This is a genomic window from Psychrobium sp. 1_MG-2023, assembly GCF_030689115.1.
Lineage (GTDB): Bacteria > Pseudomonadota > Gammaproteobacteria > Enterobacterales > Psychrobiaceae > Psychrobium.
Map to the genome: position 1 here is coordinate 76,701 of NZ_JAUYVJ010000002.1, position 13,885 is coordinate 90,585.

The window sequence follows — 13,885 nt, forward strand, 5'->3', positions numbered from 1 at the left end:
CAAGATCAACTATCTCTTTCTTTTTTCAACGTTAATCACACTGGCACCGTCATATATCTGCAATAAAACTGTCACAAAAAGATCATAATTATTCCCTTTACACCTGACCTCCCCTAGACATATTATGTCGCCGACTCTAGACATATTATGTCTTGGCAGTGAAATAATATAGAGCTATATCCATTTATGATGGGTGGATATAGCTGTTTTTATTTCGAGGTGAACACACATATTATGCGCACCTCCCTTTTGGAGTACTTATGAAAAAGTATAGTAAGAAATACTTAAGCCTAGTCACTGCAGGCAGCCTTTTGTTAACCGCTTGTGGCGGTGGTTCTGACTCAGATAATAACCCCACAGAACCAGAAAAAGGCTCTCTTTCAATTGCCATTAGCGGCCTTCCGACCAATACATTAGCTAATATTGAAATATCGGGACCAGATAGCTTTAAACAAGTCATTACTGCAACAACAACAATCCCTGAACTAGCCCCGGGTACCTACACGATTAAAGCATTAGAAGTCAGTAATGATAGCTTACGTTTTATTACCGCCGAAGCCGGTACGACTATCGATGTCCGTAGTAACCAAACCACACAAGAACTCATACAGTATGGCGTTCCACAAATAAGCCAAGGTGTCGTGTCGGGTTTTGGTAGTGTCTATGTCAACGGTACTCGCTATGACACCAGTGAAAGCAAATTTACCCACAATCATCAAGCGTCTGCTGAAGCAAGCCTCAATGTGGGTATGCAGGTAACAGTGACTTCTTTAAAGGCTGATGATAACACCAGCCCGATGGCAACATCGATTGAATACTTGGCGCATGCTCAAGGTGGCGTAACTCATATCGACCTTTTCAATAACTCTTTTGTTATTTTAGGGCAAACATACATTGCTAATGAGTTAACGGTATTTGAAGATATTACATTTGATCAAATCAACCTAAACTCAATACTAGAAGTGAGTGCGACAGAAAATGCTGACGGACAATTTATTGCCACTCACATAGCCTCGAGTTCTGAACAAGATGAGCAGCAGGTACAAGGCACCATAACCAACCTTGACTCGATTAAGACGACCTTCACATTGGGAGCATTAACTGTTGACTATAGTCAAAGCGAGATCGACGGTGAACTCGCTAATGGTGCCATCATTGAGGTAAAAGCCACCAACTCACCAGTTAATAATATACTGATTGCTGATGATATTGACGTTAACGAGCAAACAACACAAGCTGGCGAACTCCTTGATATCACAGGTATCGTCAAAGCCTTGTCAGCTCAAAGCTTAACCGTAGGACAATATCAACTTAGCTTTAATGATGACACTGAATTTACTCATGGCGAAAAAGAAGAGCTGACTGTCGGTACTAAAGTAAACCTGATAGCGGTAACTTCAGGCGATAACAGTGCTGTGATTAAAAAAATTCAACTTGATGAACTTACCGAGATCGAAATCAGCGGACACGTTGAACTTACCTCTGACGATTCATTTACCCTTGCAGGCCAAAATTTCACAGTCAATAGCTTTACTCAGTATGAAGACGACTACCTCAACAATCGTCAATTTAACTTTAAAGACATTACTATCGGAGACTATCTAGAGGTTGATGCCTACCAAGTCACCGATGGTCTCCTTAGCCAGTCGATTCAACGTAAAGCGATAGAGACTAATACACTAGACATTGATGGAGCCGTTGATAGCTTTACTGAAACAACTATTACCATCAATAAAATTACGATAGCGACCAGTAACCTGTCCGAGTTTGAAAACTCCGCAGGCCGAGAAATCACACAGCAACAATTTTTTGAACAACTTAACAAAGGGCAGCAAGTTGAAATCGAAGCGGCGAGCATCAATGGTGAGTTAACAGCGATTGAAATTGAAATGGAGTCATCTCAACTTGATGAAATCATTTCATTTGAAGGCGTAATCGACACATTTGACTCGAGCGAACACTTTACGGTCAACGGTCATTCGCTAACAACCTCAACGCATACACAATATGACGACGGTGTAAAATCGGATCTCATACTAGGGGCTCAGGTTGAAATCAAGGGGCGAAAGAATAATGATGGAGTAATCTTAGCGACAGCAATTGAGTTTGAGTCTGATGCAAGCGACCTTGAGATTGAAGGCGCTATTGATTCATTAACCGAGCAATCTTTAACGGTTGCTGGCAATGAGATTACTATCAATGACTCAACGATCTATGAAGATGGCCTTCGTGGTGACCTTGCAATTGGAAAATACATCGAAGTAGATGTTGCTGTTGAAGCGTCCGGATTACTAACAGCCACTAACATTGAATTTAATCCGCAAGATGAAGATGTTGTTGTAGGCTTTATCACTGAAACTCAAGGTGAGTACCAATTTACTATTGGCCAACAAGTGGTGACCTTCGATGCTGAAACTGACTTTGACAATGGCGTTAACACCCAGCTTGCAGTCGGCTTAAAGGTTAAAGTGTCAGGTTCATTGGATCAAGAAAACATCTTAGTTGCTGAAGAAGTTGAGTTTGAACAACTTCAACAGCAAACAGTTGAAGGGGCCGCTAGTAATTTTGCTCAAGGTAATCATTTCTCTATCGGCAACCAACAGGTTGAAGTAAACAGTCACACTCAATATATTGGCGGCGGTTTAAGTAATATTGATAACGGTGTCGTCATAAAAGTGGAAGGTTTTATTAACGTTCAAGGCTCTGTGACTGCTGAAAAAGTAACCTTTGAACAAGAGCAATTAGTAAAAATCGATGGCATCGTCAGCAGCTTTACTGATACAACAAGCTTTAGCATTGGCACCCAAGTTATCATAACTTCAGCTGAAACCGAGTTTGATGATGACAGTAACTCATTCACCCTAGGCAGCAACCTATCTATCGAAGGTTATTTAGATAATTCTAATGTCCTTCATGCCACCAAGGTTTCTGTCAACTAAACAGTAACCGCCAAGCGCAAGCCTGTAGCAACAGGCTTGCTTATGCTCCAAAATAAACTGATGCCGATACATTCGGCCGCACCACACCTCTTTTTGTTAAACTCACAAAAAATCGATGCTCATGGCCTCTAAAGGTTAGTCTTTAATAACAATCCCCCACTTTAAGCTTGCCTAGCTCGAAACTCCCACTTAGTGGCAGTGAATCATCAAGCTTAGTTTTTGAATGTAATCGCAGAAAATGAGATCAATGTAAGCAAATTTATTACAAAATATTACAGTTGCTCAGATTTAGTTTTTTACTACCAATCAATAGCGTACACTGCCTTATGTTTAGTCATAAAAAGAGTTAACAATGAAAACAACAATAACAAAATTAAGCTTACTAATGGCGCCGCTATTAGTTTTAAGTGGTTGTAATATTAACGACAGTCAAAGCCAAACAACCCAACAAGTCACTCAGGGAAGTATGAGTCAATTACAGGCGAATATTAAAGCGCCTGTTGCCAAGAAAGTGTCGCACCCAATGGAAATTCACGGTCATAAGCGAAATGACCATTACTATTGGATGCGTGATGATGAACGTAAAGATCCTGAAATTTTAGCGCATTTAGAAGCTGAAAATACTTATACTAAGCAAATGTTAGCTCACACAGAGTCGTTACAAGCGCAACTATTTGAAGAAATTAAAAGCCGCATTCAAAAAGATGATAGCTCTGTGCCCGTAAAACATGGCGGTTACTATTACTCATCAGAAGCATCTGGCGATAGTGAATACAGTAATCATGTGCGTGCGGACGATTTTAAGGGTACTAATAAAACCATTTTACTCAACGTCAATGAAATGGCCCAAGGCCACGAGTATTACGCAATTAGTGGGACAACGATCAGCCCAAACGATCAACTACTAGCATACGGTGAAGATACCGTAAGCCGCCGTATCTATACGTTGAAATTTAAAGATTTATCTACGGGTAAATTACTAAATGATGAACTCAAAGGAACGAGTGGCAATATCGTATGGGGCAATGATAATAAAACCGTCTACTACATTAAAAAAGATCCGCAAACACTGTTAGGTTATCAAGTATTTCGTCATACCTTAGGCACGAGTCAAAGCAAAGATGAACTGATTTATGAAGAAACTGACCTGTCATTCTATACTTACTTAGCTAAATCAAAAGATGGCTCAACTATTTATATCTATCATGATAGTACCGAATCTAGTGCCGTATCACTAGTTGATGCAAACAACCCTAAAGCAATGCCACAGCCATTATTAGCCCGTGAAAAATCTCATGAATATTCGGTGGAAAAGTTAGGTGAATGGTTCTACATCAACACCAACTGGCAAGCGGTTAACTTTCGCTTAATGAAAGTACACCAAGATAAATTAAACGACAAATCACAATGGCAAACGGTTATTCCCGCCAATGACAATGCCAAACTCGATGACTTCACTTTGTTTGATGATCACCTAGTTTACGAACAACGTGAAGATGGCCTAACCCGTGTCACGGTGCGTCAATTATCGACAGGTAAAGAGCATAAATTATCTTTCAATGATCCTGCGTTTCGTCTAAGCATGTATGGTAATAACCAACATGATGCATCAACACTACGCTTATACTACTCAAGCATGACGACGCCAGCTTCTCATTACGATTACGCATTGACTTCTGATGATCGGACACTATTAAAGCAGACTAAAGTGTTAGGAGACTTCAATCCCGATAATTACCAATCTGAACGAATTAGTATCACTGCCAGAGATGGTGCAAAGGTTCCCGTTTCTATTGTCTATCGTAAAGATAAATTTAAGCAAGATGGCACTAATCCGTTACTTCAGTATGGCTATGGCTCTTATGGCACCACCATTGATCCTAGTTTCTCATCTGCCCGCTTAAGCTTATTAGATCGCGGATTTGTATACGCTATCGCACATGTTCGTGGCTCTCAGATGCTAGGGCGTCCATGGTATGACGACGGTAAGAAGTTAACCAAAATGAATACCTTCAATGATTTTATCGACGTAACTAAAGGTCTTGTTGCACAAGGCTACGGAGATGAAAAGAATATCTTTGCCTCTGGAGGTAGTGCCGGTGGCTTACTCATGGGTACAGTAATCAATATAGCCCCAGAGCTATATAACGGTATTGCAGCAAGTGTCCCTTTTGTTGATGTGGTAACGACCATGTTAGATGAAAGTATCCCCCTAACCACTAATGAATTTGATGAGTGGGGCAACCCAAAAAATAAAGCCTATTATGATTACATGCTTGCATACTCGCCTTACGATCAAGTGAAAGCACAAGACTACCCGAACATTCTAATCACGACAGGCCTACACGACTCTCAAGTTCAATACTTTGAGCCGATGAAGTGGGTAGCAAAACTACGTGAGTTTAAAACTGATGATAATGTTTTGGTATTTAAAACAGATATGGAATCAGGACACGGCGGTGCATCAGGCCGCTTTAAGCGCATCCATAAAGCTGCATTACAGTACTCTTTCTTCCTAGATCTAGTGAAGAAGTAATCACTGATAAAGCCTAATAAATTGGTAGAAACTAAAAAGGCTCGAAGGGTTCACCCTTCGAGCCTTTTTCATGCTCAGTATCGTTATAACCAGTGAGCTACTGCAACACCTAAGCTAATGGTTTTATTCTTTTGGTTGTAATCGATCAAGCTTTCACCATAACCATCAAAATATTGTACATAACCTCGTACGTTATCACTCCAACGTAGTGGAAAACTGTAATCTAGCGAAATGCCATGGCGGCTATTTCCTGAGAGAATATTACGCAACTGCAACGATACTTGGTGAGGGCCAGATTGATAAATCGCAGTCACATCCCCATGCCCCATGTAATCGATCAAATCAGGATTATCATCTTCATCAGCATCTTCACTTAAGCGACGCCATAAGCGAAAATCTACAGCAAGTTTTTGATCATCCGATAGCACTTTCTTTAATTGCGCAGAGCCGATAATCCGGTTCCAGCTTCGTGACAGGAGTTCACCACGGCCATTAGATTGATGATTAAATCCTGCACTCACTTTACTGATGTGCCAACCGTCATGCCCAGCACTGACAAAACTTTTCTCAAACCACACTTCAGGCTCATAATTGCTTTCACGAAAGGGGGAGGAGTTTTCTGTATTATAAAGCTGCCAAAAAGATTTTTGAGTATAAGCAAACCACACATCAACATCACTTGAAAAAACATCTAAACGAATCGGGTGTTTAAAACTAAACTGAAATTTAGCTTCCGTTTTGTCAGCGTCAAGACCTGTATCGATACCAGTGACTAATTGATCAGCACGGTTTTTATTATAAGAAAACAGCATAAAATAGTTTGGCTTATACGTTTTTAACCCCCCAGCAAATAAAGTAGCTCCTTGCTGGCCCTGCTTATCAAAACAGGCAAGGCGCTTACTATCTTTGATTATTTTCTCGCAATCGTCTTCAGCGGCAACCCCCACACTGATACAGCTCAGTACAGTTGCGAGTAATATCGAGCAATACTTTCTCATTAATTATCCTAATTGAAAAAAAATCTCGCGCAGTATAGCAATATTTTCAACTAGCTACTTGAAAAATAAAATTACGGACATATTATGTCTACATCTCTTATTTTTGGAAATTTAAAATGAAACGTATAGGTTTATTTCTCTTAACCAATATTGCAGTAATGCTGGTACTTAGTATCGTGTTAAGCATTATCTTCAGTGTCTTTGGTCTAGATCGGTCAAGCATGGGTGGTTTACTGGTTCTTGCCTGTGTCTTTGGTTTTGGTGGTTCATTTATTTCACTGTTAATGTCGAAATGGATGGCAAAAAAGTCAACGGGCGCTGTTGTTATCGAAGAGCCTCGTAACTCAACAGAACATTGGTTAATTGAAACCGTCGCTAAACAAGCAAAACAAGCCGGCATAGCTATGCCAGAAGTAGCCATCTATCCAGCCGAGGACATGAATGCATTCGCTACTGGGGCTAGTAAAGACAAAGCGCTTGTTGCTGTAAGTACGGGCCTGCTAGAACAAATGTCCCAAGATGAAGTGGAAGCCGTTTTAGCCCACGAAGTCAGTCATGTTGCCAACGGCGATATGATCACACTGGCATTAATTCAAGGCATCGTGAACACCTTCGTTATCTTCGCCGCGCGTCTAATTGCAGGCGCAATAGATAGCGCAACTAAAGATGAGAACGGTGAAGGCGGTTTAGGCACCTTTGCTTATATCGGTGTTGTATTTGTACTAGAAATGCTGTTTGGTGTATTAGCAAGCGGAGTCGTTGCTTACTTCTCTCGAAAACGTGAGTTTAGTGCCGACGCTGGTGCTGCAAAGTTAACATCAGCAAGTCAAATGCGTGCAGCTTTAGAGCGCTTAAACCGAGGAAACGAGAGCCAAATGAATTCAACCATGATGGCATTTGGTATCAATGGAAAACGCAGCTTTGCTGAGTTTTTCATGAGTCACCCTCCAATTGAAAAGCGAATTGCAGCTTTAAACAATCTATAAAAAACGAACAATCGAACATTGTCTAAAAGCGCCTGATATTCAGGCGCTTTTTTGTTGCACTGTGACTACACTCACTTTCCTTAATGTGTCACACTAAACTCATTATTTACAGATTAAAGGCTTGGTCTAATGAAGCGAACATGGCATGTGGGATTAAACTTCCTTTGGCTTGGCATTACTATAATGCTGTTCATCGGTATCACTCAACCAATGTTCACCTTTACTCATTTCTATTTTTTCGATGACACCTTCTCTTTATTTAATGGTATTTTCCATTTGTTAAAACAACAGGAGCTTATCCTTTTTTTCCTTCTCTTCGCTTTTAGTATCGTGATGCCAAGTTTAAAAATGTTGCTACTGCTTTATACAATAAATGCACGCTCATTATTTAACATCAAACAGCAGCGCCGCTTAAATAAAATTGCACTAGTTGGCAAGTGGTCAATGCTTGATGTTTATGTGATTGCAATGATTGCAGTGACGGTAAAGTTAGGCATGATTGCCACTGTCACCATTCATTCAGGCTTGATTATTTTCACCACAGCGGTGGTGTTGAGTATGATATTACCCTTACTCATTAGCTATGCCTTCATCCACAATAAAAGTTCTGATATTTCTCAGTTAAAGGTGATTAACGAGAGAAGTGAGCACTTACAAATAAAATTAACCGAGCCGCAATTAACCGAATTACTAAGTACGAATAAGTTAGAGAATTTACCTCGTGAGGTGATACTGCATGCAGATAATTTAGTGGATGTTTTTGATCATCAACACCAGTGGCAAGCGAAGGGTAAAGTCAGCGTTGGTCAGGATCAACGCTGCTATTTAGCACTTTACGCTAATCGAGTTGATTAACTCGCATCGGCTTGATTTTCCGGAACCGCTAGGTCGAATGCGCTCAATGCCAAACAATTTTTTTCTATACGCTCTAATGTAGGAAATGCACTAAGATCTAAGGAAAAACGGCGTGCATTATACATTTGAGGGATCAAACAGATATCCGCCAGAGTCGGCTTATCACCGACACAAAATTGCCCTGCCGTTTGCTGCAACTTCGACTCTAGCGCTTTAAAGCCAACCCCCATCCAGTGATTCATCCACTGGGCTTTATCATTCGCATTAAACTCAGCTTGATGGCCTAAATGCTGGACCACGCGTAAATTATTAAGCGGGTGAATATCGCAGGCAATATCTTGTGCTAACGCGCGAATTTGGGCACGTTTTTCTAAGCTTGAAGAAAGCAATTGGTGTGAACCATATTTCTCATCGAGATATTCGATAATCGCTAACGATTGTGAGAGTATCAATTCGTCATCAATTAACGTTGGTACCAGATGAGTTGGGTTTAACGTTACATAATCGTCATGGTGCTGCTGGCCGCCATCTTGGACTAAATGAACGCTATGATGCTTATGCTCTAAGCCCAGTAAGTTTAACGCAATACGTACTCGATAAGCAGCACTAGAGCGCCAGTAACCATACAATGTAATCATTGATTTCCCTTATTATAATTCTAATCAATTCACTAATTAACAAGCTGTTAATATCAGTTATTTTTTGTTTTACTTATCCCATATTCACGAAGCTTGTTCGCAATCGCAGTATGAGAAACCCCTAGCTTTTTAGCGAGCAGACGAGTACTCGGATAAGCGGGGTATAAGCGTTTTAACAATGCAGCTTCAAATTGTTTGGTTGCACTGTCTAACGTTCCTTCAAACTCACCGTCAAAATACCCAAAATCACTGCTATATGATGGTAGATTCAGATGCTCAGGTTGTAACTCACTAATTTGCTGTGATTGGCTAACAGCACGATAAATAATATTCTTTAACTGTCGCACGTTACCCGGCCAACTATATGCCTCAAGTTGCTCTTTAGCGCTAACAGATAAACGACACACCAATGAAGATAGCTTAAGTGCATAATACTCTAAAAACATCTCGGCAAGAGGTACGATATCTTTACGTCGTTGAGTTAATGGTAAAATTCTAAGACTCAGCACATTAATTCGATAGTAAAGATCCTCTCTAAAGCACCCTTCCTGCGTTAAGGCTGCGAGATCTTTTTGTGATGAACAAATGATGCGTATATTAACCTTTACTTCATCATCGCCACCCACACGGCGAAAACTGCTCGATTCTATTAATCGCAAGATCTTAACTTGCATTAATGGAGTCATCTCGGCAATTTCATCAAAGAATAACGTGCCACCATCAGCCTGCTCCACTAAACCAGCTTTCCCTTCAACTCTCGTTCCCATCGAGTTGGCCGCGTAACCAAACAATTCAGACTCTGCAACCTCATCGGGAATAGCCGCACAGTTTATCGCGATAAATGGCTTCTTGTGGCGAGGGCTCTGGTCATGACAAGCCCGAGCGATAACTTCTTTGCCGGTTCCCGTTTCTCCCTGAATGAGTAAGGGTGCATCAAGCATGGCATGCTGTTTTGCTTGCTCAACGATTTGCTTCATTGGCTCGGAGCAAGCAACAATACCAGCAAAGGCATCTTTATTGCCGCTTCTTAACGCGTTGTACTGTCGGTCGATACGTTGCGATGAACGAAACATCACAACTGCACCAGCTAATATTTGTTCTTCATCGGCATCAGGAAAATAAATTGGCATCATTTCGGCGAGATACTCTCCGCCACTAATTTTTACACGACTAGCCATTGCTGAGACTTCCTCACGCGCCAGCCATTTTGAAAAAGAAAAGCCCGTCACCCAAGTGGATAATGGTTGATTGAGGATTTGTTCTTCATCGTGCGCAATCAAACTCTCGCCAGATTGGTTCACTCGCGTGACAACACCTTTCATATCTATAGAAAATATTGGGTCCGGAAGATTCTGTAATAATGTCAATAAACCATAGCGCTCTTGCTCAGACGGCATTAGTGAGACACTACGAACATCATTAACGCCATCAATTTGCCTAATCGCCGCTAATAGCTTTTGGAAACTTTCAAAGGCTATCTTCGGAAAGTTAACATAAATACGACCATTCTGATCGGCATCAATTGACCGCAGATTTAAATCAAAACTGCTTAATAACCCTAAAACTTCTTGGGCAATTCCTAAACGGTTTTCACAAATAACTTCTAAACGCACAGCAGACTCTTAAGTGGACCTTCAATAGACTAAAGTGTAAACCTTTCTTTACTAAAGATGCAACAAAAAAGCCAGTAACATAAGTTACTGGCTTAAAAAAGTCGACTTTAAGATAACTCTACAAAGAGTTATCTATTAATTATGGCATCATATCGTCGTGTTCTTCGCCTTCTTTCTCAACTTCAACAGGCATGAGGTCTTCTTTAGTAATACCTAAAGAAAGTGCCACAGATGAAGCAACATAGACAGAAGAGTAAGTACCGATAAACACACCAAACAATAATGCTGTCGCAAAGCCATGGATTAACGCACCGCCTTTAAAGAATAAAGCCAATAGTACAATAATAGTCGTTAATGAGGTAATTAATGTACGGCTCATAGTTTGGGTCAATGAGATATTAATCACTTCACTCGGCGTACCTGTACGTAGTTTACGGAAGTTTTCCCTAATACGGTCAGATACAACGATGGTGTCATTTAATGAGTAACCAATAACCGCAAGAATTGCTGCCAATACGGTTAAGTCAAACTCAAGTTGCAAAAATGAAAACAAACCAATCGTAATGAAAACATCATGCGCTAGAGCAATAACGGCACCTAAAGCAAAACGCCATTCAAAGCGCATTGCAACGTAGATCAGAATACAGATCAGCGCTGCTAGCATTGCTAAGCCACCCTTCTCTGTTAACTCATCACCCACTTTAGGACCCACAAACTCAATACGACGCATTGATACTTGCTGACCTAGTTGCTCATTCAACGTGTCTAATACTTGACTACCAATGGTTTCAGCTTTGACGTCATCGCGTGGCGCTAAACGTACTAAGACATCACGCGGACTACCAAAATTCTGTACTACCGCATCATCAAACCCATTGACGGCCAAGACTTCACGCACTTTCTGTAAATCTGCATCCTGAGCGAAACCAACTTCGATGACAGTACCACCTGTGAAGTCTAAGCCTAAGTTAAGTTTATTCGTAAAGACACTAAACACACTTAAAGACATCATAATTACAGAAAACACTATCGCTAGCTTACGCAAGCCCATAAAGTTAATAGCGCTTTCACTTTTAAAAATCTTAAACATACGCTATCACCTAAATAGAAAGTTTATCAACACGTTTGCCACCAACCCAAAGGTTAACAACAGTTCGAGTTACAACAACGGCTGTAAATACCGATGTAATAATACCGATCGATAATGTTATTGCGAAGCCTTTGATTGGACCAGCACCAAACGAGAACAAGATAATCGCAGCGATTAATGTTGTGATATTGGCATCAAAGATGGTAGATATCGCAGCATCATAACCATGATGGATCGCTTGTTGCGGTGTTCTGCCTGCAGCAAGTTCCTCACGGATACGCTCAAAGATCAATACATTGGCATCAACAGCCATACCGACCGTTAATACGATCCCCGCCATACCTGGTAAGGTTAATGAAGCACCTGGAATCATCGACATCACGCCAATAATCAGCACTACGTTTGCCGCAAGTGCAATGTTTGATACCACACCAAAGCCACGGTAATAAACGAGCATGAATAATAATACGCCAGCTAAACCTAATACGATTGCTGTTGCACCTAATTCAATATTCTCTTTACCTAAACTAGGGCCAACGGTACGCTCTTCAACAATTTGAATTGGCGCACGAAGTGCACCAGCACGTAAAAGCAACGATAACGAACGAGCCTCTGCTGGAGAGTCTAAACCAGTAATACGGAATGAACGCCCTAATTGAGTAGTAATAGTGGCAACACTAATTACTTCCTCGACTTTTCTTAGTATTTGCTTACCGTCTTTATCAACTTTACCTGTTGGCTTGTATTCAATAAATACTGTCGCCATTGGTTTATTAATATTACGCTTTGATGCTTCAGAAATTTTATTTCCGCCTTTAGCATCTAATTTAATATTAACTTCAGGTTGAGCATTTTCACTAAAACCAGACGATGCATCAGTGATATGAGTACCACGTAGCATTACCTTTTTGTATAGAACAACACTACCGCCTTCACGGCGTTGATACACTTTAGAGCCCGCAGGAACACTCCCAGGTGAGGCTTGTTCATTCACCATGTGGAACTCAAGTGTCGCAGTTGCACCAAGAAGCTCTTTCGCTCGAGCAGTGTCTTGAATACCCGGAAGCTGAACAACGATACGATCTTCACCCTGACGTTGTACATCAGGTTCTGCCACACCTAGCTCATTAACACGGCTACGAATAATGGTAATATTTTGCTCAACAGCCGCTAATTTTATTTCGCGAAGTAGCTCTGGGCTCATTGTAGCGCGAATAGATAGTGGAGCTGATTTTAATTGAACAAAGTTAGTTGTCGCATAGCGACCTTTAAGCAGCGTTAACGCTTGCTCTAACTTCTCTTCGTCACGGAATTTTAATAAAACACCTTCAGATTGAAGGCGAATTGACTGATAACGAATACGCTCTTTACGTAAGTCGGTTTTATAGTCTAAAACCATTTGCTCACGAGAGGTTTTTAATAAGTCTTTCATATCTACTTCCATTAAGAAGTAGATACCACCACGTAAATCTAAACCAAGACTTAATGGTGAAGCACCCATAGCAGCCAACCAACCAGGAGTTGTTTGCGCCATATTTAATGCAACAGAGAACTTATCGCCTAATAACTCGGTAGTTAATTCACGGGCTTTTAGTTGTGATTCTAAATCGTTCAGACGGACTAATATTTGACCATCTTCTAATACAGCTGATTTAATCTCTAGCTGTTGCTCTAACTTGCTTTTAACCTGTTCAAATGTAGACACTTGAACTTCTGACCCACGCACCCCAGAAATTTGGAGTGCATGATCAGGTTCATACAAGTTAGGTGCCGCAAATAGAAAACCAATTAGTACCGTTAAGGCGACTAATAAGGTTTTCCATAAAGGGTACCTATTTAACATGCTTATTCCTTAGCCTATAGAGACTTCATTGAACCTTTTGGTAATACCGCTGAAACGTAATCTTTTTTCACGGTAATTACTAATTCTTCACTAATTTCTAGTTGAATGTATTCGTTTTCTTCAGCGATCTTAACGATCTTACCGATAATACCGCCATTAGTTAGTACTTCATCACCTTTAGCCATCGCTGACATTAGGTTTTTATGCTCTTTCACACGCTTTGCTTGTGGGCGGTAAATGATGAAATAAAACACTAAACCAAACACAGCTAACATGATTAAGCTGGTAAATTCTCCACCTGGAGCTGCTGCCGCATCATTGGCAAACGCATTAGAAATAAACATAACTTCCCCTTTTGTTGTTATTTAAATTGTAAAATGAAACTGT

At 40.6% G+C, this 13,885-nt stretch carries 10 protein-coding genes; 4 read left to right on the top strand and 6 right to left on the bottom strand.

Going from position 1 to position 13,885, the window contains the following annotated elements; all coding sequences use genetic code 11:
* Nucleotides 1–260 precede the first annotated feature (260 nt).
* Together Q8W26_RS01410 and Q8W26_RS01415 are read left to right on the top strand one after the other, a co-directional pair.
* Nucleotides 261–2,939: a DUF5666 domain-containing protein gene (locus tag Q8W26_RS01410; RefSeq protein WP_305471989.1), complete on the top strand. Its 2,679-nt coding sequence runs from the start codon at nucleotides 261–263 to the stop codon at nucleotides 2,937–2,939.
* 352 nt (nucleotides 2,940–3,291) lie between these two features.
* The gene (locus Q8W26_RS01415; RefSeq protein ID WP_101213079.1) at nucleotides 3,292–5,475 is read left to right on the top strand and encodes a S9 family peptidase; all 2,184 of its coding nucleotides are present in this window, start codon (nucleotides 3,292–3,294) and stop codon (nucleotides 5,473–5,475) included.
* 83 nt (nucleotides 5,476–5,558) lie between these two features.
* Here Q8W26_RS01415 and Q8W26_RS01420 read toward each other — a convergent pair whose 3' ends face one another.
* Nucleotides 5,559–6,473 carry a phospholipase A gene (locus tag Q8W26_RS01420; protein WP_101213078.1) on the bottom strand — a complete coding sequence of 305 codons (915 nt, stop codon included), beginning with the start codon at nucleotides 6,471–6,473 and terminating at the stop codon, nucleotides 5,559–5,561.
* A 116-nt stretch (nucleotides 6,474–6,589) separates the two neighbouring features.
* Here Q8W26_RS01420 and htpX point away from each other — a divergent pair, with 116 nt between their 5' ends.
* Together htpX and Q8W26_RS01430 are read left to right on the top strand one after the other, a co-directional pair.
* Complete coding sequence (gene htpX, locus Q8W26_RS01425; protein ID WP_101213077.1) at nucleotides 6,590–7,459, top strand: protease HtpX; 870 nt, start codon at nucleotides 6,590–6,592, stop codon at nucleotides 7,457–7,459.
* A gap of 129 nt (nucleotides 7,460–7,588) precedes the next feature.
* Nucleotides 7,589–8,314 carry a paraquat-inducible protein A gene (locus Q8W26_RS01430; RefSeq protein ID WP_101213076.1) on the top strand — a complete coding sequence of 242 codons (726 nt, stop codon included), beginning with the start codon at nucleotides 7,589–7,591 and terminating at the stop codon, nucleotides 8,312–8,314.
* Here the strand turns inward: Q8W26_RS01430 and maiA are convergent.
* From maiA to yajC, 5 genes are all read right to left on the bottom strand, one after another.
* The gene (maiA, locus tag Q8W26_RS01435) at nucleotides 8,311–8,952 is read right to left on the bottom strand and encodes a maleylacetoacetate isomerase (protein ID WP_305471993.1); all 642 of its coding nucleotides are present in this window, start codon (nucleotides 8,950–8,952) and stop codon (nucleotides 8,311–8,313) included. The genes Q8W26_RS01430 and maiA overlap by 4 nt on opposite strands.
* A gap of 53 nt (nucleotides 8,953–9,005) precedes the next feature.
* The gene (gene tyrR / locus Q8W26_RS01440) at nucleotides 9,006–10,565 is read right to left on the bottom strand and encodes a transcriptional regulator TyrR (protein WP_101213075.1); all 1,560 of its coding nucleotides are present in this window, start codon (nucleotides 10,563–10,565) and stop codon (nucleotides 9,006–9,008) included.
* 139 nt (nucleotides 10,566–10,704) lie between these two features.
* Nucleotides 10,705–11,655, bottom strand: coding sequence for a protein translocase subunit SecF (gene secF, locus Q8W26_RS01445; protein WP_101213074.1), 951 nt, complete (start codon nucleotides 11,653–11,655; stop codon nucleotides 10,705–10,707).
* 10 nt (nucleotides 11,656–11,665) lie between these two features.
* On the bottom strand, nucleotides 11,666–13,498 hold the full coding sequence (gene secD, locus Q8W26_RS01450; RefSeq protein ID WP_101213073.1) for a protein translocase subunit SecD: 1,833 nt from the start codon (nucleotides 13,496–13,498) through the stop codon (nucleotides 11,666–11,668).
* Between the two features lie 14 nt (nucleotides 13,499–13,512).
* A complete protein-coding gene (gene yajC, locus Q8W26_RS01455) occupies nucleotides 13,513–13,842 on the bottom strand; it encodes a preprotein translocase subunit YajC (RefSeq protein ID WP_101213072.1) in 330 nt (109 codons plus the stop codon).
* Nucleotides 13,843–13,885: the final 43 nt, after the last annotated feature.

Excerpts from the sequence above, each read along its gene's own strand:
- Q8W26_RS01410 (WP_305471989.1), top strand. The coding sequence starts at position 261 with ATGAAAAAGTATAGTAAGAAATACTTAAGCCTAGTCACTGCAGGCAGC.
- Q8W26_RS01420 (WP_101213078.1), bottom strand. The coding sequence starts at position 6,473 with ATGAGAAAGTATTGCTCGATATTACTCGCAACTGTACTGAGCTGTATC.
- Q8W26_RS01430 (WP_101213076.1), top strand. The coding sequence starts at position 7,589 with ATGAAGCGAACATGGCATGTGGGATTAAACTTCCTTTGGCTTGGCATT.
- maiA (WP_305471993.1), bottom strand. The coding sequence starts at position 8,952 with ATGATTACATTGTATGGTTACTGGCGCTCTAGTGCTGCTTATCGAGTA.
- yajC (WP_101213072.1), bottom strand. The coding sequence starts at position 13,842 with ATGTTTATTTCTAATGCGTTTGCCAATGATGCGGCAGCAGCTCCAGGT.
- secF (WP_101213074.1), bottom strand. The coding sequence starts at position 11,655 with ATGTTTAAGATTTTTAAAAGTGAAAGCGCTATTAACTTTATGGGCTTG.
- Q8W26_RS01415 (WP_101213079.1), top strand. The coding sequence starts at position 3,292 with ATGAAAACAACAATAACAAAATTAAGCTTACTAATGGCGCCGCTATTA.
- htpX (WP_101213077.1), top strand. The coding sequence starts at position 6,590 with ATGAAACGTATAGGTTTATTTCTCTTAACCAATATTGCAGTAATGCTG.
- secD (WP_101213073.1), bottom strand. The coding sequence starts at position 13,498 with ATGTTAAATAGGTACCCTTTATGGAAAACCTTATTAGTCGCCTTAACG.